General features: G+C 64.9%; 17 protein-coding genes. 7 read left to right on the top strand and 10 right to left on the bottom strand.

All coding sequences use genetic code 11. The features are described from left to right. Window positions 1-134: 134 nt before the first annotated feature. Window positions 135-2,420, top strand: a complete 2,286-nt coding sequence (locus L630_RS0101255) for an NADP-dependent malic enzyme (protein ID WP_024846474.1) — start codon at window positions 135-137, stop codon at window positions 2,418-2,420. A 57-nt stretch (window positions 2,421-2,477) separates the two neighbouring features. Here the strand turns inward: L630_RS0101255 and L630_RS0101250 are convergent, their stop codons facing one another. The 10 genes from L630_RS0101250 to sppA form a co-directional block, all read right to left on the bottom strand. Continuing rightward, complete coding sequence (locus L630_RS0101250; protein WP_024846473.1) at window positions 2,478-3,359, bottom strand: GNAT family N-acetyltransferase; 882 nt, start codon at window positions 3,357-3,359, stop codon at window positions 2,478-2,480. Between the two features lie 158 nt (window positions 3,360-3,517). Beyond that, the gene (locus tag L630_RS0101245) at window positions 3,518-5,806 is read right to left on the bottom strand and encodes a PAS domain-containing hybrid sensor histidine kinase/response regulator (RefSeq protein ID WP_051473056.1); all 2,289 of its coding nucleotides are present in this window, start codon (window positions 5,804-5,806) and stop codon (window positions 3,518-3,520) included. A gap of 69 nt (window positions 5,807-5,875) precedes the next feature. Continuing rightward, window positions 5,876-6,871 carry an MDR family oxidoreductase gene (locus L630_RS0101240; protein WP_024846471.1) on the bottom strand — a complete coding sequence of 332 codons (996 nt, stop codon included), beginning with the start codon at window positions 6,869-6,871 and terminating at the stop codon, window positions 5,876-5,878. Window positions 6,872-6,925: 54 nt separating this feature from the next. Further along, on the bottom strand, window positions 6,926-7,414 hold the full coding sequence (gene lspA, locus L630_RS0101235; RefSeq protein ID WP_024846470.1) for a signal peptidase II: 489 nt from the start codon (window positions 7,412-7,414) through the stop codon (window positions 6,926-6,928). A 7-nt stretch (window positions 7,415-7,421) separates the two neighbouring features. Continuing rightward, the gene (locus tag L630_RS0101230; RefSeq protein ID WP_024846469.1) at window positions 7,422-8,267 is read right to left on the bottom strand and encodes an RNA methyltransferase; all 846 of its coding nucleotides are present in this window, start codon (window positions 8,265-8,267) and stop codon (window positions 7,422-7,424) included. Between the two features lie 523 nt (window positions 8,268-8,790). Next, on the bottom strand, window positions 8,791-9,765 hold the full coding sequence (locus tag L630_RS0101225) for a class I SAM-dependent rRNA methyltransferase (protein WP_024846468.1): 975 nt from the start codon (window positions 9,763-9,765) through the stop codon (window positions 8,791-8,793). Window positions 9,766-9,828: 63 nt separating this feature from the next. Next, window positions 9,829-10,791, bottom strand: a complete 963-nt coding sequence (locus L630_RS0101220; RefSeq protein ID WP_024846467.1) for an ornithine cyclodeaminase family protein — start codon at window positions 10,789-10,791, stop codon at window positions 9,829-9,831. Between the two features lie 9 nt (window positions 10,792-10,800). Then, the gene (locus L630_RS0101215; RefSeq protein ID WP_024846466.1) at window positions 10,801-11,133 is read right to left on the bottom strand and encodes a LapA family protein; all 333 of its coding nucleotides are present in this window, start codon (window positions 11,131-11,133) and stop codon (window positions 10,801-10,803) included. Between the two features lie 30 nt (window positions 11,134-11,163). Beyond that, window positions 11,164-11,457: an integration host factor subunit beta gene (locus L630_RS0101210; RefSeq protein WP_024846465.1), complete on the bottom strand. Its 294-nt coding sequence runs from the start codon at window positions 11,455-11,457 to the stop codon at window positions 11,164-11,166. Between the two features lie 58 nt (window positions 11,458-11,515). After that, window positions 11,516-12,484 carry a signal peptide peptidase SppA gene (sppA, locus tag L630_RS0101205; RefSeq protein WP_024846464.1) on the bottom strand — a complete coding sequence of 323 codons (969 nt, stop codon included), beginning with the start codon at window positions 12,482-12,484 and terminating at the stop codon, window positions 11,516-11,518. 246 nt (window positions 12,485-12,730) lie between these two features. Here sppA and lptC point away from each other — a divergent pair, with 246 nt between their 5' ends. The 6 genes from lptC to ptsN all read left to right on the top strand — a co-directional run bounded on the left by lptC (window position 12,731) and on the right by ptsN (window position 17,817). Next, window positions 12,731-13,462, top strand: a complete 732-nt coding sequence (lptC, locus tag L630_RS0101200) for an LPS export ABC transporter periplasmic protein LptC (protein WP_024846463.1) — start codon at window positions 12,731-12,733, stop codon at window positions 13,460-13,462. After that, window positions 13,452-14,000 (top strand): LptA/OstA family protein, encoded by a 549-nt coding sequence (locus tag L630_RS0101195; RefSeq protein ID WP_024846462.1) that lies wholly within the window; start codon window positions 13,452-13,454, stop codon window positions 13,998-14,000. Before lptC ends, L630_RS0101195 begins: the two co-directional genes overlap by 11 nt. Before the next feature lie 3 nt (window positions 14,001-14,003). Next, window positions 14,004-14,807 carry an LPS export ABC transporter ATP-binding protein gene (gene lptB, locus L630_RS0101190; RefSeq protein WP_024846461.1) on the top strand — a complete coding sequence of 268 codons (804 nt, stop codon included), beginning with the start codon at window positions 14,004-14,006 and terminating at the stop codon, window positions 14,805-14,807. A 141-nt stretch (window positions 14,808-14,948) separates the two neighbouring features. Beyond that, window positions 14,949-16,460 carry an RNA polymerase factor sigma-54 gene (gene rpoN, locus L630_RS0101185; protein ID WP_024846460.1) on the top strand — a complete coding sequence of 504 codons (1,512 nt, stop codon included), beginning with the start codon at window positions 14,949-14,951 and terminating at the stop codon, window positions 16,458-16,460. A gap of 226 nt (window positions 16,461-16,686) precedes the next feature. Beyond that, window positions 16,687-17,271: a ribosome-associated translation inhibitor RaiA gene (gene raiA / locus L630_RS0101180; protein WP_024846459.1), complete on the top strand. Its 585-nt coding sequence runs from the start codon at window positions 16,687-16,689 to the stop codon at window positions 17,269-17,271. A gap of 81 nt (window positions 17,272-17,352) precedes the next feature. Then, window positions 17,353-17,817, top strand: a complete 465-nt coding sequence (gene ptsN / locus L630_RS0101175) for a PTS IIA-like nitrogen regulatory protein PtsN (protein ID WP_024846458.1) — start codon at window positions 17,353-17,355, stop codon at window positions 17,815-17,817. Window positions 17,818-17,819 lie beyond the last annotated feature (2 nt).

Raw genomic sequence — 17,819 nt, 5'->3', positions numbered from 1 at the left:
ATTCAAGGGAACTTGCCTTCGCTGAAAGCCGATGTCCTGCTTGGCGATTTAACGCTGGCAAGTGTAGCCTCAATCGATATAGGTCGGCAAAACTCCACAGAAACGAGCCTGCCCAGGAAGGAAACAAGCGCCAGATGCCACTGAACGACACGACCGCCGAAGGGGGACCGTCGGTCACTCCGCAAGAAGCCCTCGATTTTCATGCGATCGGCCGCCCGGGCAAGCTCGAGGTCACGCCGACCAAGCCGATGGCCACCCAGCGTGACCTGTCGCTGGCCTATTCGCCCGGCGTCGCGGTCCCGGTGAAGGCGATCGCGGAGGATCCGACCCGCGCCTTCGATTACACGTCGCGCGGCAACATGGTGGCCGTGATTTCCAACGGCACGGCGATCCTTGGCCTCGGCAATCTCGGCGCGCTGGCTTCTAAGCCGGTGATGGAAGGCAAGGCGGTTCTGTTCAAGCGCTTCGCCGACGTCGACGCGATCGACCTCGAGGTCGACACTCAGGACGTCGATGAGTTCATCAACTGCGTGCGCTATCTCGGCCCGTCCTTCGGCGGCATCAACCTCGAGGACATCAAGGCGCCCGACTGCTTCATCATCGAGCAGCGCCTGCGCGAGATCATGGACATTCCGGTGTTCCATGACGACCAGCACGGCACCGCGATCATTGCCGCTGCCGGCCTCATCAACGCGCTGGAAATCACCGGCCGCGACATGAAGACGACCAAGCTCGTCTGCAATGGCGCGGGCTCTGCTGGCATCGCGTGCATCGAGCTCGTCAAGGCGATGGGCTTTGCCCCGGAGAACGTGATCCTCTGCGACACCAAGGGCGTGGTCTACAAGGGCCGCACCGAGGGCATGAACCAGTGGAAGTCGGCGCATGCGGTCGAGACCGACAAGCGCACACTGGCCGACGCCATGGAAGGCGCGGACGTCGTGTTCGGTCTCTCCGCCAAGGGCGCCTTCACCGACAAGATGATCGCCTCGATGGCGAAGAACCCGATCATCTTCGCGATGGCGAACCCGGATCCGGAGATCCTGCCGGAAGAGGTCGCCGAGATCCGCACCGACGCGATCGTCGCGACCGGCCGCTCCGACTACCCGAACCAGGTCAACAACGTCCTCGGCTTCCCCTACATCTTCCGCGGCGCACTCGACGTTCGCGCGACCACCATCAACGACGAGATGAAGATCGCGGCTGCCCGAGCGCTCGCCGAGCTTGCCCGCGAGGACGTGCCGGACGACGTTGCTGCCGCCTATCGCGGCAACCGCCCGAAGTTCGGCCCGAACTACATCATCCCGGTTCCGTTCGATCCGCGTCTGATCTCGGCGATCCCGCTTGCGGTCGCCAAGGCCGCGATGGATTCGGGCGTTGCCAGCCGGCCGATCCTCGACCTTGAAAAGTACCGGCAGGAGCTGCTTGCCCGCCGCGACCCGATGGCGTCGACCCTGCAGCGCATCTACGAGCGCGTGCGCCGTCAGCCCAAGCGCGTCGTCTTCGCCGAGGGCGAGGAGGAGCAGGTCATGCGCGCCGCGGTTTCCTACGTGAACCAGCAGCTCGGCAGCGCGATCCTGATCGGCCGTGACGACGTCATCAAGGAAAATGCCCGCCAGGCCGGCATCGACCTCGACCGTCCAGGCATCGAGATCATCAACGCGCGCCTGTCGCGCAAGAACTCGATCTATACCGAGTTCCTGTACGAGCGCCTGCAGCGCAAGGGCTACCTGGTCCGCGACTGCCAGCGCCTGATCAACAACGACCGCAACCATTTTGCCGCCTGCATGGTGGCGCTCGGTGATGCGGACGCGATGGTGACGGGCGTGACCCGCAACTACTCGATCGCGCTTGACGATGTTCGCCACGTCATTGACGCCCGCCCCGGCCACCGCGTCATTGGCGTCTCGATCGTCATTTCCCGCGGCCGCACCGTGATCGTCGCCGACACGGCCGTCCACGACATGCCGAATGAGACCGAGATCGCCGACATTGCCGAGGAGGCAGCGGGCTTTGCCCGCCGCATGGGCCATGAGCCGCGCGTGGCGCTGCTGGCCTACTCGACCTTCGGCCACCCGCAGGGCGAACGCTCGGCCCGCGTCGCGGAAGCGGTGCGCATCCTCGACAAGCGCCGCGTCGACTTCGAGTATGACGGCGAGATGGCGGCGGATGTCGCGCTCAACCCCGAGCTGATGCGCCAGTATCCGTTCTGCCGCCTGTCGGGCCCGGCCAATGTGCTTGTGATGCCGGCTTATCACTCGGCTTCGATTGCGACCAAGATGCTGCAGCAGCTCGGCGGCTCGACGGTGATCGGCCCGCTGCTCGTCGGCCTTAACAAGCCGGTGCAGATCGTGCCGCTGAACGCCAAGGACAGCGACATCGTCAACATGGCCGCAATCGCTGCCTACACCTCCAACGGCTGATGCAAATGCTGCACCCGGCGCCCCTGCGGCGCCGGGTGACTCTGCGTAAGTTGGTTCTTACGAAACGCGCGGGGCGAAGCGGTCGGCGTCCGCGCCGTAATAGTTGATGTAGCGCGACGAGATGCTCTCGACCGGCAGCACGATGAAGACGTCGGTCGTGCCGAATTCGTGGTCGACGACGCAACCGTCCCCAATCTTCGCGCCCAGCCTCAGATAACCCTTGATCAGCGGCGGCATCTCGTTGAGGGCCGCGCGCGCGTCGATCGCCTCGGCCGGCATCAGGTCCATCTCGTGGTAGCGCGACGGCACTGCCGAGACGCGCCAGTCGCCGCCGGCGCGGCAGTTCTGCGCCAGGAACGATAGCGCCTGCGCGTGTGCAGCCGGCACCGTGCCGTGAAACGAGGCGCATCCCGTCATTGCGCCGATGCCGTAGTGGCGCACATAGGCCCAGATGCCCTGCCACAAGAGTTCGATGGTACGGCGCGAGCGGTATTCGGGCAGGACGCAGGAACGCCCGAGTTCCAGGAAGCGGATGTCGGGGTGGCGCGCAACCAGCCGGTCGATCTCGAATTCGGCGCTCGAATAGAAGCCGCCGGTCGCCATCGCCACGTCCTGGCGCAGCAGCCGGTAGGTACCGACGACCTCATTCTTCGTGCCATCTGTTCCGCGGTCGATGACGAGCAGGTGGTCGCAGACGTCGTCGAAGCGGTCGGCATCGACCTGGTCGGCAGCGCTCGCAAGGGTTGCTCCCTTTGCGCCCAGCTCCTCGTGAAAGACCCGATAGCGCAGCTTCTGCGCGACCGAAATGTCATGCGTGCCGCCGGCCAGCCGCACTTCCAGTGTCGCGATCCGTCCAAGCACGGTTCCGGGCTGCAATTCGTTGCCACGCGAGGTGACGAAACCGGAAAGCCCGCGCGATGGGTCCAGCAGGTCTTGCATGGTCGATTCTCCTCGGCTGCCGTCAGCAGTCCTAAGCCATCTGTCGGGAAGGGCGAAGGCCTTTGCGGACGGCAAGGCCAATTATGCTTGCCGGACCCGCCCCTGACCACCGCCGCAACGCCGGTCGACCAACGATATAGGCGTTTTCTGCAACGGAACTATGACCGTGCGGCGTGTTGTTCCGTTTCCAGCCGCTTGCCATGGCGCTCCACCGCGGCGACCAGCGCCTGCGGGTCGAGCGGCTTGGTGAGGAACCCGGTGGCACCGTGGGAAATCACGCCCTTGCGTGTCGCCTCCTGCCCGTCGGCGGACAAGACAAGGATCGGCACGGGCGGCTTGCCCTTGGCTTCCTCGAACTTGCGGATGTGGGCAATCGCGTCGAGCCCGTCCATCACCGGCATGTGCAGGTCCATCAGCACGACATCGAAGTCGCGCTCCTGCACCGCGTCGACCGCCGCGCGGCCGTTGCCGACGACCTTCACCTGATGACCGCTTTTGGTAAGCGCAGAGCGCGCCAGCAGCGCGTTGATGTCATTGTCCTCGGCGATCAGCACGGAGAAAGACGTCGCGCCGCTGGCGGTGGTTTCGATACGGCGCTCGCCGTCGCCGGCGGGCGCCGCGTTTGCCGCCACAGGTGCCGCGGTCAGCACCCGCATCAGCGTTTCGCCGCGCACGGGCCGTGCCAGGAACGCATCGTAGCCTGCCGCGCGGTAGCGCGGCAGCTTGCCGCGATCGGTCGGCGAAATCAGGATGATCGCTTGCGACGGGCGAATGCCGGCGCCGCGCAGCCGCTTGAGCAGCCGCGCGTCGACATTTTCCATCTCCGCGTCCATGAAGACGACGTCATAGGCGGCGCGGCCCGGTGCAGCGACGAGATGCTCGATGCACGGCACGATCTCGGGTTTTCCGCCATGGGCGGTAATCGTCCGTGCGATTGCCTCTGCTTCCATGCCGTTCTTCGACACGATCAGGCAGGAGCGGCCGTTCAGCGTGCGCACGATCTGCGGCTTGCGGCGCCCCTTCTGCGCGGGAAGCGAGATGGTGAAGCGCGAGCCCTTGCCGCGCTCCCCGGTGGCGGTGATTTCGCCGCCCATCGCCTCGACGATGCGCCGCGAGATGGCGAGCCCGAGGCCTGCGCCGCCATGCTTGCGGGTCGAGGTGCCGTCGCCCTGCTCGAACTCCTCGAACAGCCGGCCGATGTCCGCCTCGTCGAGGCCGGGACCGGTGTCGGTCACATCGATGCGCAGCATGTCGCCCTCGAGCTTCAGCTCCACCAGCACGCCGCCGGCTTCGGTGAACTTCACCGCATTGCCGATCACGTTGAGCATCACTTGCCGCAGCCGGCCGGGATCGGCTCTGATCGTGTCCGGCACCTGCGGGTCGATGTGGCAGCCAAGGCCAATCGATTTCGCGTAGGCGCGCGGGGCAAGCAGCTCGACGACGTTCTCGGCCAGCTCGCGCGGCGAGACTTCCTGCGCTTCGAGTTCAAAGCGGCCGAACTCGATCTTGGAGTAGTCGAGCAAATCCTCGATCAGCGCAAGGAGCGCCGAGGCCGAGGTTGAAACGGCATTGACGTAGGTCTTCTGCTCCGGCGACAGGCGCGTGTCGGCAAGCAGCTTCGCCATGCCCATGATGCCGTTCATCGGTGTGCGGATCTCGTGGCTGACGGTGGCAAGGAAGCGCGACTTCGCCTGGTTGGCCGATTCCGCCCGCTCGCGGGCAATGTTCGCCGCCTCTTCGGCGCGCTTCAGCGCGGTGATGTCGCGGGCGATCGCCCGGTGCGAGACGGCGTTGTTCACCTTGTCGCGCGCCGACAGCTCGATCCATGAGAACCAGCGCTCGCCGTCCTTTGCGCGGATGACGACGTCGGTTGAGGACAGATACTCGCCGTTCGAGAAGGCGCTGTCGGGCACGACGCCGATCTCGACGCCGACGTCGCGCAGTTTCTTGCCGACCAGCTGCTCCGGCCGGCAGCCGAGCAGGTCCGAAAGCACCCGGTTGGCATAGACGATGCGCCCGTCCCGGTCGCGGTGGACGATGATGTCGCCCAGTGCATCGATCAGCTCGTGGAAGCGCTCCTCGCTCTCCTGCATCTCCCACATGCGGTCGGCGAGGTGCTCGATCTCGAAGCGGTTGCGGTTCGCAGTCTCGTCGATCAGCGAGGCAAGCCGTCCCTTGTCGCGCAGCTCCGCGACCATCAGGTAGATCGTGACGAGGCTGATGAAGACGAGCCCAGCCGCGACGGTCAGCGAGGAGTGGGTGAAATAGGTGACGGCTGCAAGCGTCAGCAGCGCCAGCACCAGCGCCGGCCGCAGCAACGAGCGCGCCGGGCTCGCCTCGGGCTCGTGGGCCAGCGGCGGCGGGGTGATGCGCATCCGCACGCGCCCCTGCGCGTCGGAGTTTTGGGTGTCGCGTTCGGGTCGGTTCGTGGCACGCTTATCCAACATGCCATGACCCTACGGCATAACGCTTAGGGAAGGTTGTGGCCCGCCGCTACAATTTTAGCGATTTCGCCTTTACGCCGTCATGTCGATGACGAGACGGCCGCGAACCTTGCCTTCGATGATGTCATGCGCCGCGTTTTCGATCGCGTCGAACGGCATTAGCGTGGAGATCGCGCGCAGGTGCTCGCGGTCGAGATCCTTCTCGATCCGCTGCCAGGCTTCCAGCCGCAGCTCGCGCGGCGCCATCACCGAATCGACGCCAAGCAGCGAAACGCCGCGCAGGATGAACGGGGCAACGCTTGATGGCAGGTCCATGCCGCCGGCAAGGCCGCAGGCCGCGACCGCGCCGCCATATTTGGTCATCGACAGGACGTTGGCGAGCGTATGGCTGCCAACCGTGTCGACGCCGCCTGCCCAGCGCTCCTTGCCGAGCGGCCGCGCCGGGTTGGTCAGTTCCGCGCGCTCGATCACCTCAACCGCACCCAGCTGCTTCAGGTATTCGTGCTCGGACGGGCGGCCCGTCGAGGCGATGACGTGATAGCCGAGCTTTGACAGGATCGAGATCGCGACCGAGCCGACGCCGCCGGCGGCACCGGTGACGATCACCGGCCCGCGCTCCGGCACGATGCCGTGCCGCTCCAGCGCCATCACGCACAGCATGGCGGTGTAGCCGGCGGTGCCCACGATCATCGCGTCGATCGGTGACATGCTGGCCGGCAGCGGCACCAGCCACTCGCCTTTGACGCGGGCGCGCTTTGCATAGGCGCCGTGATGCGTCTCGCCGACGCCCCAGCCGTTGAGGACGACCTTGTCGCCGGGCTTCCAGTTCGGATTTTCGGAGGAGATGACCGTGCCGGCAAAGTCAATGCCGGGGATCAGCGGCCAGCGCCGGATCACCGGCGCCTTGCCGGTGATCGCAAGCCCGTCCTTGTAGTTGACCGTGGTGGCTTCGACGGCGACGGTGACGTCGCCTTCCATCAGATCCGCGTCGGTCAGTTCGACAATGGCGTTGGTCTGGTTCTTTGCTTCGTCCTGCGAAACGAGCAACGCGGTGAAACGTTCGGACATGAGGCTTCCTCGTGAGGCATTTGCCCGCGAGTTTGGCCGCCGCCTGTCGCAGGGTCAACCGTTTCGCTGTGCGCTCTTGCTTCTGCGCCAGACGATGAACTCATCCAGCACCACCAGTGCAGCGCCGACCGAAATGAAGGCGTCGGCGAGGTTGAACACCGCAAACGACCAGGTCGGCAGGTGGAAAAGCACGTAGTCGACCACGTAGCCGAGCCAGACGCGGTCGATCAAATTGCCGATCGCGCCGCCGACGATCAGCGCAAAGCCCAGCCGCGCCAGCACCTGCTTCTCGTCGGTGCGCGCCGCGATCCAGATGACGAAGGCGGTCACCGCCAGCGTGATGACGACGAGGCCGAGCGAACCGAAGTCCGACATCATCGAGAAGGCGATGCCAGTATTGTGCGTGCGATAGAGCGCGAGGAACGGCAGCACCGGCACTCCTTCATGCATCGGCAGATACGCCTCGACGGCGAACTTGATCGCCTGGTCGACGATCACAGAGAGGATCGCGATGAGCCCGTAGGGGAAAAGGAGTGCCTTCATGAAGAGCCTATACGCCGCCTGATGGCAGCGCATGCCGCCGGATTTCGTAGAGAGCAACGCCGGTGGCAACCGCCAGGTTCAACGAATCGGCGCGGCCGGTCTGCGGAATGCGGATCAGCTGGTCGCAGGCCGCGGCGAGCTGGTCAGGCAGGCCCTGCTGCTCGTTGCCCATCATCAGGATCACCGGCCCGCCATCATATTTCGGCTGGCGGTAGTCGACGGAGCCTTTCAGATGCGTGCCGAACAGGCGCGCGCCGCTCGCCTTGCGCCAGGCAAGGAAGTTGTCGACATTGGTCTTGGTCACCGGCACCGCGAAGATCGAGCCCATCGTCGCGCGCACGGTCTCGAGCGAAAACGGGTCGGTCGTGTCGCCGATCAGGATGACGCCCTTGGCTCCGACCGCGTCGGCGGTGCGGATGATGGTGCCGAGATTGCCGGGATCGCGCACCCGGTCGAGCGCGACATAGACGTCGTTGCCCTCGGGGCGAATGTCCTTTAGCGGCATCCAGCGCTGCTTGAAGACACCCAGCACCATCTGCGGGTTGTCCTTGCGGGTGATGGCGCCGAGCACCTTTTCCGACACTTCCAGCACCAGCCCGCCGGCGGCAAATGTCTTGGCCGCTATCTTCTCGACGGCGGCGTTTCCACGCTGGTTCTTGGCGAACACCAGCGTGCGGATCGTCCAGCCGAGCTCCATCGCGTCGATGACCAGCTTCAGCCCTTCGGCCATAAAGGCGTCCTGGACATCGCGAAACTTCTTCATCGCCAGCGCGCGGATGTCCTTGACGATAGGGTTGGAGAGGCTCGTGACCTCCTTCACCTGCCCGACGCGTCTTTGCTCTTCACCGCTCATGGATGGATTTCCTCGAATGGACCCCCACCCCTAGCCCCTCCCCACAAGGGGGAGGGGGATCGGAGAGGTCTGTCCTCGTCTTTCAAACTCTGCTGCGCCCGCTGCACGGGACCTTGCTGCGCCGAACGAGCTGGGTCGTCAATGCGCCACAACGCCTTCGGGGATCTTGTCACGTCACTTATGGCCAGTCGTGTCCCCGGGCAGACAGGCTTCCTCATCAACATTTGCTGACGGGGTGTGGGAACGATACCCCCACCCCTACCCCCACCCCTAACCCCTCCCCACGAGGGGGAGGGGGATCGGAGATGTCGCTCATCAACCCGTGGGTTGGACGGATAGTGGGCCCTCACGACCAAAGCCCACCGCCCCACCCAGAAACCTCGCCACCGCGAGACCGGGGAAACCTGCCAACGTTCCCCTCCCCCTTGTGGGGAGGGGTTAGGGGTGGGGGTACAACTGGCACCGGTTGCCAGCGCTCTGCGCGGCGACCGTCCGGTCGGCTCCCGTCCCGCCGCACCGAACCTCATTCCGCGACCCAGCGCGAGAACAACGAGGTCGACAGCACGCGGCCGGCGGATTTTTCGCGGATGACCAGCTCGCCCGATTCCACGCGCCCGCCCATACCGGCGAAAGTGTCGCGCATCAGCGTGTGGATCGCAAAGAACGAGGCGCGGATCGAATAGGCGGTCAGCACGACGGCGAGCGGCTTCGGCGTCAAAATCTCGCGGCACACATCCGCCATCGCCGGCAGGTGGTCGAACAGCTGCCAGACCTCGCCCTTCGGTCCGCGGCCATAGGCAGGCGGGTCGAACAGGATGATGTCGTAGCGGCTGCCGCGGCGCTCCTCGCGCTCGACGAACTTCATCGCGTCGTCGCAGATCCAGCGGATCGGCTTGTCGGTGAGACGGGCGAGCTCCTGGTTTTCGCGCGCCCAGCCGATCGCCTTCTTCGACGCGTCGACATGGGTGACCTCTGCGCCCGCCCGGGCCGCGACCAGCGAGGCAAGGCCGGTATAGCCGAAGAGGTTCAGCACCCTGACCGGGCGCTTCGCCTTGCGGATCAGCTCTTCCATGAAGTGCCAGTGCGTCGCCTGCTCGGGGAAGACGCCGACATGGCGGAACGAGGTGAAGCGCCCGAGATAGTCGGTGTCGTCAAAGCGCATCGGCCAGGTTTCGCCGAGCGGCGCCTTGGGGAAGCGCCAGCGGCCCATGCCTTCCTCGTCGGTGTCGCCGGTGAAGATCGCGTCGGCCTTGGCCCATTCCCTTTCGGGCAGCGCGCGCTTCCAGATCGCCTGGCCCTCGGGCCGGTCGATGCGGTAGGGGCCGTACTGCTCGAGCTTGCGGCCGTCGCCCGAGTCGAGCAGCGCATAGTCTGCATTGGGTTCGACGGTCAGGATCAGCGGCAGCGTTTCGGCCGGCAGCGCGCCCGGGCGCCGCACGATTTCGCGGCGCGGGGCGGCGTTCTGACTGTCATTGCGTTTGTCGCGCGGGGCTTTCAAGCGTCTGCTCCGGATGTCTGGCTGTTCGCGCTTCTGCCACAGCGCCAGCCGGGCCGCAACGCGTCAGCCCTTCATCGCCCGGTAGACCGCGATTCCGGCGGCGAGATCTTCCAGCGCCGCACCAACCGACTTGAACAGGGTAATTTCGTCAGCACTCTGGCGGCCCTGCGCCTTCCCGCGCGTCAGCTCGAACAGGTCGCCGACGATTCCTTCCGAAGTGAGCACGCCGGAAGCAATTGCCCGGACGATGTCGCCGGCCTCCTTGGTGGCGCCCGCGCGGGTGTCGACATAGACCCGCGCCCTGGCGACGGCCGCGTCATCGCTTTCGCGCAGCGTCGGCGTGAAGGCGCCGACGAGGTCGACGTGGGTGCCGGGCTTCAAAAATTCGCCCTTCACCAGCGGCGCATCGGAAATCGTCGCCGATGAGACGATGTCGGCCCAGCCGACTGACTCATCGAGATCATCGGCAACCGACACGTTCAGCCCCTCGGCCTTCAGGCTCTCGGCTACCGCTTCGGCGCGGCTTCTGGTGCGGTTCCAGATGCGGATTTCTCTGATGGGACGCACGGCCGAATGGGCACGGGCCAGGAACGGCGACAGCGCGCCGGCGCCGATCACCAGCAGCTTCGAGGCGTCTTCGCGCGCGAGATAGGTGGCGGCGAGCGCGGAGGCGCAGGCGGTGCGCCAGGTGGTCAGCCGCTGCCCGTCGATCAGCGCGAGCGGCTCGCCGGTCTTGCCGTCGAGGAGGAGATAGACGCCCATCACGGCCGGCTTGCCGATCGCGTTGTTGTCCGGCGAGACGGTAACGATCTTGACGCCGATATGCCCGTCGCCCGAGGCGCTGTTGGCAAAGTCGGTCCAGGCCGGCATCAGCAGCAGCGTGGAGTCGGCTCCCTGCGGATGCTCGACCGTGTGGTGATGCCGCACCGGCTGGATCGCGCCTTCGCGGAACGCATTGCGGAGGGTTTCGACGAGCCCCGAATAGGTCAGGCTGCGATCGACGTCAGAAGCGGAAATGTTCAGCATGAAGCCTTCTCAGGCGTTGGGACGAGGAAGTGCCCGCGCATCGACGGGTGCAGCCGGCGCCGGCGTTGCCTTCTGCACAGCGGCGAGCTCTGCGTCGCGCTTGCGCGCGAGCTTGCGGTAGCGGCCCTGGCGCAGCCAGGTCGCGAGCGAGCCGATGATCAGGCCGATCGCCAGCGCGATGAAAAGAAGCACGAACAGCGGAAGCGTGATCGTCAGCCCCGGATTGCCGGGGTTGAACGGATCGATCGTAAAGCTTGTCGGCGCCCGGTTGGCCACGGCAAGGGCGATCAGGATGACCGCGAGCGGAATCAGGACGACGACGGTGATGAAGCGGTTGAGCATGTGCATTTCCTGGCGTCGTCGCCCGTCTTCCTATTCGTCTTCGTCGGTGGCGTTCAGCCGCTCGCGCAGCTCCTTGCCGGTCTTGAAGAACGGAACCCACTTCTCCTCGACGTCGACGGATTCGCCGGTGCGCGGATTGCGGCCGACGCGCGCGGGGCGATTCTTCACCGAAAATGCCCCGAATCCGCGCAGCTCTACGCGGTTGCCCTTGGCCAGCGCCTCGGTGATCTCCTCGAAAATCGCATTGACGATGTTCTCGACGTCGCGAAGGAACAGGTGCGGATTGCGATTGGCGATGGTTTGTACCAGTTCAGACTTGATCATCGTAGGCAGCTCCCGCCAAATGCCATGGTCCAACTATCCAAGTGATTTTACTTGCCTTTTAGTCGCCCAGCCCCGGGGCAGGTTGCCAGACGGACAACAGCCCGTCAAGGAACATGCGGTCGGCGCCGGTGCGTGCGGCAAGATCGGCTCCCAGCTTATCGAGGCCGAGCAATGCGCCCAGGGTCCCGGCCAGCGAAAGCGGCGAGAACAGGCTTTGGCGCTCGGTCGACTTCCACTCGACCACGGCGAGCTCCGCATCGACGCCCTTGCCGGCAAGCCACTCGATCGCCTTTTCCTCTCCGCCGAGCGCATCGACCAGCCGGCGCTCCAGCGCCTGCCTGCCGGTGAAGATAGAACCGTCCGCGACCTGCAGCACTTCTGCGCGCGACATGCCGCGACGCTCGCCGACGAGGCCGATGAACCATTCATAGCTGTCCATCACCAGCGCGCGGACCATCGCACGCTCTTCTTCCGTGGTCGGGCTGAACGGTGACGGTTCTGCCTTGAGCGGCGACGATTTGACACCCTCCAGCTTGACGCCGACGTTCTCCATCAGGCCGGTGACGTCCGGATACTGCACCAGCACGCCAATGGAGCCCACGATCGACGACTGGCGCGCGACGATCTGGTCCGCGGCGCTGGCGATCATGTAGCCGGCGGAAGCTGCCAGCGTTCCCACCTGCGCCACCACCGGCTTCTCCGCCGCGAGCTTGCGGATCGCCTCGTAGAGCGCCTCGCCACCGGCGGTGGTGCCCCCCGGCGAATTGATCCAGACGATAACGCCCTTGACCTGCTCGTCCTGCCGGATTCGGTCGAGACGCTTCAACAATTCGTCATCTTCGGTGATCGTGCCTTCGATCCTGACCTTGGCGATATGGGCGATGCCGGTGCCCATGCGGTCTCGCATTGCCCAGGAGGCAAAGGCACCCACAGCAACAATCAGTGCCAGCAGGCCGAAAAGCCGCCAGAAAGTAAGCTTTCGCCGCAATCTCCTGCGGTCGATGATGTCGTCTGCGCGGTTAGCCATGATGCGCCTCTTTGGTTCGGCCCCATCTTTCAGAGAGGAGCTTTTAGTCGATGCTGATAGACGCGGGAAGTGTTTGCGGGTGCCGTTTGGGAAGTTAACGCTTTCCAAACCGGGTCTGTATCTCTATTGCCATCTCGCAAACTCATCCAAAAAACACCATATTGGAGTGTGATCGCGCCAGGGGACGCTGAGCAGGGCGGCTATTGTGCTGTCGCAGCGAGCGCAGGCTCGGAGAACGGATACAACATGACCCATACGGCTACGGCACGGTCGCCCGACGCGCGACTGCAGACGACGCCCACTCATGGCGCCCGCGCGCACACCCAGGCCAGCCGCGTTGAAGCCGCCTTCAGCCACGCGCAGCGCCATTCGCGCCGCGTGCGCGTCCTCAAGATCGTCCTGCCGACGCTGGCGGTCATGGCGACGGTCGGCTTCTTTGCGACGTCGTGGCTGGCGACGCCGCTGGGCGTGTCGTTTGACCTTGGCGCCACGGCGATCGAGGACGGCCGCATCGTCATGTCCGATCCGCGGCTCGATGGCTTTACCGGCAATGACCGCCCGTATTCGATGGCGGCATCGCGCGCCATGCAGGACCTCGGCAACACCAACATCATCGACCTTGAGGGCATCGAGGCGAAGCTTCCCTTCGACGATGCCAACTGGGTGAACATTGCCGCAAAGAGCGGCACGCTCGACCGCACGGCGAATACGCTCAACCTCAACGACAAGATCGAGCTGTCCACTGACACCGGTATCACCGCCGTCCTGCAGTCGGCAAAGGTAGATTTTCGCGGCGGCAATCTGGACTCGGATACCCCGGTCGACATAACTCTGTCTGGCGCTCGCATCGAAGCGGATTCCTTCCAGGTGCGTGACCGCGGCGCGGTCATGATCTTCGACAAGCGGGTGCGTATGGAAATCGAGCCGCAACGGCTGCAGACGGCGAAATCCGGAGAGGGAGGAGCCAATGAGAATTGATACCCGCGGGGTCTTGCTGGCTGCTGCGATGCTCCTGCCACTTGGTGGCATTTCGTTTGCGCAGGAAGGCCGGATGACGGGCATCAAGCTCGATGGCGGCAAACCGATCCAGATCGAGAGCGACAGGCTCGAGGTGCGCGAGGCCGACGGCCTGGCGCTGTTTACCGGCAACGTCTCGGTCGTGCAGGGCCCGACCCAGCTGCGCGCCGGCCAGATGACGGTCTACTACAACAACAAGGGCGGCGGCTCGGCGACGACCGGCCAGGCCGACATCGACCGCCTCGAGGTTTCGGGCAAGGTCTATGTGAAGTCGGAGAACCAGGTCGCCACCGGCGACGAGGGCAGCTTCGACATGCGCACCGAGGTGCTGGTGCTGACCGGCAAGGAAGTCGTGCTGACCGAGGGCGATAACGTCATCGTCGGCTGCAAGCTCACCGTGCAGATGGCGACCGGCCAGGCACAGCTCGACGGCTGCGGCGGCAAGCAGACGGGCGGCCGGGTCAAGATGCTCCTGAACCCGGGTTCGCAAAGGCGCTGATCCTTGAAGTTTCCCGCCTTTCTTCGTCGATCCGGGGCAGCCGCCCCGGCGGCCGCGCCAAGCGCTGCTGACCGCGACCGCTTCCGCGGCACGATGATCGCCCGCGGGCTGACCAAGAGCTACAAGGGCCGGCAGGTCGTCAGCGGCGTCTCCTTCGGCGTGCGTGCCGGCGAGGCGGTCGGGCTGCTGGGCCCCAACGGCGCCGGCAAGACCACCTGCTTCTACATGGTCACGGGCCTCGTCCCGGTCGATCAGGGCACCATCGAGATCGACGGCTACGACGTCACCGCGCTGCCGATGTATCGCCGCGCGCGCCTTGGCATCGGCTATCTGCCGCAGGAAGCGTCGATCTTCCGCGGCCTCTCGGTCGAGGCCAACATCCGCGCCATCCTCGAAGTGGTGGAGAAGAGCCGCAAGCAGCGCGAAAAGCGCCTCGACGAACTCCTCGAGGAGTTCCACATCTCGCACCTGCGCAAGTCGCCGTCGATGGCGCTGTCGGGCGGTGAGCGCCGCCGCCTCGAGATCGCACGCGCACTCGCCAGCAACCCGAACTTCATGCTGCTCGACGAGCCGTTTGCCGGCGTCGACCCGATTGCGGTGTCCGACATTCAGCAGCTCGTGCGGCATCTGACCGCGCGCGGCATCGGCGTGCTCATCACCGATCACAATGTCCGCGAAACGCTCGGCCTCGTCGAGCGCGCCTATATCATCCACGCCGGCCAGGTGCTGACCCATGGCGTGCCGGACGAGATCGTCCGCAACCCGGACGTTCGCCGCCTCTACCTTGGTGAAGGGTTCACGCTTTAGGCACCCGCATGCCTAAACGTTAATCACAAGATAAGCCTTCTCTGGCACTTTCCCTTGACAAGCAAAAGCCGGGCCAGTTTGGTACGGCCTTCGTCGAGAACGCTTCAGGCACAGGAGCGTCCAACCGGGATAGTGGGGTAAATGGGTCTAAGCGCCAAACTGCAATTGCGCCAGTCGCAGTCGCTGGTGATGACGCCCCAGCTCATGCAGTCGATCCGGCTGCTGCAGTTCACGCATCTCGAACTTGAACGCTTCATCGACGAGGAAATCGAGAAAAATCCGCTGCTTGAGCGGCCCGAGGCGCAGTCCGAGGAGCCGGAGACGGACGTTCGCAGTTCGCTGGACGTGGCGGAGGCGGCGGACGCCACCATCGACCAGATGTTCGAGGCGGCCGAGACCAGCGTCGACACGCTCGCTGAGCACCTCGATACGTCGATGGAGAACGTCTTTCCGGACGATCCCGTCTCCGAGACTGGCGCTTATGAGGGTCCGCTCAACGCCGTCGGCATGGCTGGTGGCAGCGGCGAAGCCTTCGCCATCGAGGAGATGGCCAGCGCCGAGGTGTCGCTGGCCGACCATGTCGCCGAGCAGATCGCCTTTGCCTTCCGCCATCCCGGCGACCGCATGATCGCCCGCGAGCTCGCCGACGCGCTCGACGAGGCGGGCTACATGCGCGGATCCGTCGAGGAAATCGCCGAACGGCTCGGCACCGAGGTCGAGGACGTACTCGCAGTGCTCGAAGTCTGCCAGACCTTCGACCCGCCCGGCCTGTTTGCCCGCGACCTTGCTGAATGCCTCGCGCTGCAGCTACGCGCTCGCGACCGGTTTGATCCGGCCATGCAGGCAATGGTCGCCAACCTCGAACTGCTGGCCCGCCGCGACTTCGCGCAGCTGCGCCGCATCTGCAAGGTCGACGACGACGACCTCATCGACATGCTGGCCGAGATCCGCGGTCTCGACCCACGCCCCGGCCTTGCCTTTACCTACGGCACGGCCGACACCATCGTTCCGGACGTCATCGTCAAGCCGGCCGCCGACGGCAGCTGGTCAGTCGAGCTCAATGCGGACACGCTGCCGCGCGTCCTCGTCAATCAGACCTACTTCGCCAGCGTTTCGAAGCAGGCGGCGAGCCCTGCGGAGAAGGAATTCCTGGCCGAATGCATGCAGACGGCCAACTGGCTGACCCGCAGCCTCGACCAGCGGGCTAAGACCATCCTCAAGGTTGCTTCGGAGATCGTCCGCCAGCAGGACGCCTTCCTCCTTCACGGCATCCGCCATTTGCGCCCGCTGAACCTGCGCATGGTTGCCGACGCGATCGGCATGCACGAGTCGACCGTGAGCCGCGTCACCGCCAACAAGTACATGATGACGCCGCGCGGCCTGTTCGAACTGCGCTACTTCTTCTCGGTCGCGATCGCCTCCGCCGAGGGCGGCGATGCCTATTCGTCGGAGGCCGTGCGCGACCGCATCCGCGCCCTGATCGAGGCGGAGTCCCCGACGGACGTGCTGTCCGATGACGCCATCGTCGACGTCCTGAAGAAGGAAGGTATCGACATCGCCCGCCGCACCGTCGCCAAGTATCGCGAAGCGATGAACATCCCTTCTTCTGTCCAGCGCCGGCGCGAGAAGAGAGCCAGAGCCTCGGCTGCCTGAGAAAACTCCTAACAAGGGGTTAATTGACAACGTCACGGGAAGTGACTAGAAGCCCGCCGCACTAAGGCGGCCAGCGACACGACGGTAGCAAGCCACCTGAAACGAGCGGGATTGAGAGGTCGGGTAGTAGCCTCAAAACCGGAATGTCGGGCGCAAGAACCTTGTTTGCGTCTCCTTCCGGTATAAACTCTTCAGTATCGATAACCCGCAAGAAGGTGACTTTCTCATGAACCTGCGTATCTCGGGTAAGCACATGGAAATCGGCGACTCGTTCCGCACGAAGATCGAGGGCCGTATCGGTGATGCCGTCGACAAGTACTTCGATGGCGGCTTCTCCGGCCACGTGACGGTGGAAAAGTCGGGTTCGCGTTTCACCGCAGACTGCATGGTGCGGCTTGATACGGGAATCTCCCTTCAGGCGACGGGTCAGGCTCAGGATCCGCAAGTGGCATTCGATGCTGCGGCCGAGCGTATTGAGAAGCGTTTGCGGCGCTACAAGCGCCGCCTGAAGTCCTACGCTCCCAATGGGGCCGGTGGCGCCGACGTAATCGACGTAGACTACCGGGTGTTTGCCCCCGTTGCGGACGAGGACGAGGAAGTCCCGGAAGACTATGCACCGGCCATCGTGGCTGAATCGACGATGGCGCTGAAGACGATGTCGGTCGCTTCGGCAGTCATCGAGCTTGACACGAAGGACAGCCCGGTCTTCGTGTTCCGCAATGCAGGCAATGATCACGTGAATGTCGTTTACCGCAGGGCAGACGGCAATATCGGGTGGATCGATACTTCGGCCGCATCAGCAAAGGCATAGAAATCTGATAGCATTACGACTCGGCCCGACCGCAGGCGGGGGCTTGCACCGCGGCACAATGGCAGAGCAAAGGACAGCACAATGGATCTCAGCGACCTGATCGGGGTTTCGGCAGTGATGCCGGCCTTGAAGGCCAATTCCAAGAAGCAGCTTCTGCAATTGCTGGCTGAAAAAGCAGCGGCGGTGACCGGCCTGCCGGAGCGGGAAGTGTTCGACACGATCCTGCAGCGCGAGCGCCTTGGCTCGACCGGTGTCGGCAACGGCATCGCCATTCCGCACGGCAAGCTGCCGGGGATCGACCGGATCACCGGCATCTTCGCCCGGCTGGAAACGCCGGTGGACTTCGAGGCGCTGGATGACCAGCCGGTCGACCTGGTGTTCCTGCTGCTCGCGCCGGAGGGTGCCGGCGCGGATCACCTGAAGGCGCTGTCGCGCATCGCGCGCGTGCTGCGTGATCAGGACACGGTCACGAAGATCAGGGGAACCAAGGACGCGCAGGCGATCCACACGTTCCTGTCGCAGGCTCCGGCTTCGCACGCAGCCTGAGA

This window comes from Aminobacter sp. J41 (assembly GCF_000526635.1).
Lineage (GTDB): Bacteria > Pseudomonadota > Alphaproteobacteria > Rhizobiales > Rhizobiaceae > Aerobium.
Note: the sequence above shows the minus strand (reverse complement) of the source record. Positions and strands in the feature narration are given on the sequence as shown.

What these genes read in the sequence shown, in the direction of transcription:
- lspA (WP_024846470.1), bottom strand. Translation starts at nt 7,414, where the DNA reads ATGAAGGCACTCCTTTTCCCCTACGGGCTCATCGCGATCCTCTCTGTG.
- L630_RS0101245 (WP_051473056.1), bottom strand. Translation starts at nt 5,806, where the DNA reads ATGTTGGATAAGCGTGCCACGAACCGACCCGAACGCGACACCCAAAAC.
- lptC (WP_024846463.1), top strand. Translation starts at nt 12,731, where the DNA reads ATGACCCATACGGCTACGGCACGGTCGCCCGACGCGCGACTGCAGACG.
- rpoN (WP_024846460.1), top strand. Translation starts at nt 14,949, where the DNA reads ATGGGTCTAAGCGCCAAACTGCAATTGCGCCAGTCGCAGTCGCTGGTG.
- sppA (WP_024846464.1), bottom strand. Translation starts at nt 12,484, where the DNA reads ATGGCTAACCGCGCAGACGACATCATCGACCGCAGGAGATTGCGGCGA.
- L630_RS0101210 (WP_024846465.1), bottom strand. Translation starts at nt 11,457, where the DNA reads ATGATCAAGTCTGAACTGGTACAAACCATCGCCAATCGCAATCCGCAC.
- L630_RS0101195 (WP_024846462.1), top strand. Translation starts at nt 13,452, where the DNA reads ATGAGAATTGATACCCGCGGGGTCTTGCTGGCTGCTGCGATGCTCCTG.
- L630_RS0101230 (WP_024846469.1), bottom strand. Translation starts at nt 8,267, where the DNA reads ATGAGCGGTGAAGAGCAAAGACGCGTCGGGCAGGTGAAGGAGGTCACG.
- L630_RS0101255 (WP_024846474.1), top strand. Translation starts at nt 135, where the DNA reads ATGCCACTGAACGACACGACCGCCGAAGGGGGACCGTCGGTCACTCCG.
- raiA (WP_024846459.1), top strand. Translation starts at nt 16,687, where the DNA reads ATGAACCTGCGTATCTCGGGTAAGCACATGGAAATCGGCGACTCGTTC.
- L630_RS0101240 (WP_024846471.1), bottom strand. Translation starts at nt 6,871, where the DNA reads ATGTCCGAACGTTTCACCGCGTTGCTCGTTTCGCAGGACGAAGCAAAG.
- L630_RS0101250 (WP_024846473.1), bottom strand. Translation starts at nt 3,359, where the DNA reads ATGCAAGACCTGCTGGACCCATCGCGCGGGCTTTCCGGTTTCGTCACC.
- ptsN (WP_024846458.1), top strand. Translation starts at nt 17,353, where the DNA reads ATGGATCTCAGCGACCTGATCGGGGTTTCGGCAGTGATGCCGGCCTTG.
- L630_RS0101220 (WP_024846467.1), bottom strand. Translation starts at nt 10,791, where the DNA reads ATGCTGAACATTTCCGCTTCTGACGTCGATCGCAGCCTGACCTATTCG.
- L630_RS0101215 (WP_024846466.1), bottom strand. Translation starts at nt 11,133, where the DNA reads ATGCTCAACCGCTTCATCACCGTCGTCGTCCTGATTCCGCTCGCGGTC.